The organism is Streptomyces bohaiensis (assembly GCF_012033785.1).
Classification (GTDB): domain Bacteria; phylum Actinomycetota; class Actinomycetes; order Streptomycetales; family Streptomycetaceae; genus Streptomyces; species Streptomyces bohaiensis.
Window position 1 is genome coordinate 1 of sequence record NZ_JAAVJC010000463.1, and the last position, 2,058, is coordinate 2,058.

At 77.3% G+C, this 2,058-nt stretch carries 1 protein-coding gene; it reads left to right on the forward strand.

The genetic code is table 11. The features are described 5' to 3' along the window. Positions 1-20: 20 nt before the first annotated feature. The coding region (locus HCN52_RS23945; protein ID WP_168090509.1) for an iron ABC transporter permease at positions 21-2,058 on the forward strand (2,038 nt) is incomplete at its 3' end.

The window sequence follows — 2,058 nt, forward strand, 5'->3', positions numbered from 1 at the left end:
GCCGTGTCACGACCGCGGCCGTGCTCCTGCCCGCCGCGCTGCTCGCCGTGGTCGCCGTCCACCTCGGGCTCGGCGCCTCGGGCGTCGGGACCGGCGACATCGTCGCGCACCTGCTGGGCCGCCCCGACCCCTTCACCGGGGACGTGCTGGTCGGCAGCCGGCTGCCGCGGACCCTCACCGGACTGGTGGTCGGCGCGGCCCTCGGCGTCGCGGGCGCCCTGCTCCAGGGCGCGACCCGCAACCCGCTCGCCGCCCCCGACACGCTCGGCGTCAACGGCGGCGCCTACCTGGCGGTGGTGGCCGTCGCGTTCACCGGCGTCAGCCTCGGCCCGCTCCCCGCCGGCGCCGCTGCCTTCCTCGGCGGCCTCGCCGCGATGTCGGTCGTCCACCTCCTGACGCGCGGCGGGGTCCTGACGGCCGGCCGCGTCCTGCTGGCGGGCGCCACCGTCGCCCTCGCCACCACGGCGTGCGCGGCGTTCCTCCAGATCCTGGACACCCAGGCCACGCAGGGGCTGTTCTTCTGGGGCAACGGCACACTGCTCCAGTCCGACCTGACCCGCCCCCTGGTGGTCGGGGCGCTGGTGCTCGTGCTCGCCTGTTGCGCACCGCTGCTGGCGAGGCCGCTGGACCTGCTGGCGCTGGGCGACGAGACGGCGCGCGCGATGGGCGTGCGCGTGGAGCGCATCCGCCCCGCCACGCTGCTGCTCGCGGTGGTGCTGTCGGCGGCCGCGGTGTCGCTGGCGGGGCCCATCGGTTTCGTCGGGCTGATCGCACCGGTCGCCCTGCGCTCCCTGGGCATCCGCGCCCACGCGGCGCTGCTGCCGCTGTCCGCGCTGCTCGCCGCCGTGGTGGTGCTCGCCGCCGACAGCGCCGCGCAGTTGGCGTTCCCCGCCTCCGCCGGCCACGGCGAGCTGCCGGTCGGCATCGTCACGGCGCTGATCGGCGGGCCGGTCTTCATGCTGCTGGCGCGCCGCATCCGCACCGGGGACGCCGACACCGGCGCCGCCGTGGTGGTCGGCGACGGCCTGCGCCGCGGTTCGTACGCCGTGTTCCTCGGCGGCGCACTGCTGACACTGGCAGGCGCCGTGCTGCTGGGGCTGCGTATCGGCGACGCCGACGTGGGGTGGGCCGACGTCGGGGCGTTCGCGGTCGGCCTCGCCCCGGACGGCGTCTCGGGGGTGCTGGAGTACCGGCTGCCGCGGGTGATGGTGGCGGCGTTGGCGGGGGCCTGCCTGGCGCTGGCGGGCACCGCCGTGCAGTCGGTGGTTCGCAACCCGCTGGCCGAGCCCTCGCTGATCGGCGTCACCGGCGGTGCCTCCCTGGGAGCGGTGTTCGTCATCGCGGCGGTGCCGGCCGCCCCGCTGGTGGCGCTGCCGCTGGCCGCCGCGGTCGGTGGCGTGGCGGCGCTGGCGGTGGTGGTGCTGGTGGCGCGCGGTCCGCGCGACGAGAGGCGGCGCGCGGGGCTGGACCCGACCCGGGTGGTCCTGGTCGGCCTCGGCGCCTCCGCGACGGCGACCGCCCTGGTCAACGTGCTGGTCGTCGGCAGCCAGATGAACATCGCCGGGGCGCTGACCTGGCTGGCGGGCAGCACCTACGCCAAGGACGCCACCGCCCTCGGCTGGCTCGCGGTGCCGGCGGTGGTGGCCGTGCTGCTGGTGCTCGCCGCACGGGCGGTGGATCTGCTGGCGCTGGGCGACGAGCTGCCGCGAGCTCTCGGCATGGACCTGGGCCGGGTGCGGCTGCTGGTCCTGGGGGCCGGGGCGGTGATGGCGGCGGGAACCGCCGCGGCGGTGGGGGCGGTCGGGTTCGTCGGACTGCTCGCTCCGCACCTGGCGCGGCGCCTGGTCGGCACGGGGACGCTGCGGGTGGCCCCGGTCGCGGCGCTGCTCGGGGCGACGCTGGTGGTGGTGGCCGACGCACTGGGTCGGTGGCTGCTCGCGCCGGTCGAGATACCGGTGGGGGCCGTCCCCGTTGTCGAGGGCTTTGAGCATGTCCTCGAAGCACCATTCGCCGAGGGCCTTGGCGAGGAGCCGGCGGCCGGCCTCGCGCCAGGAGGCG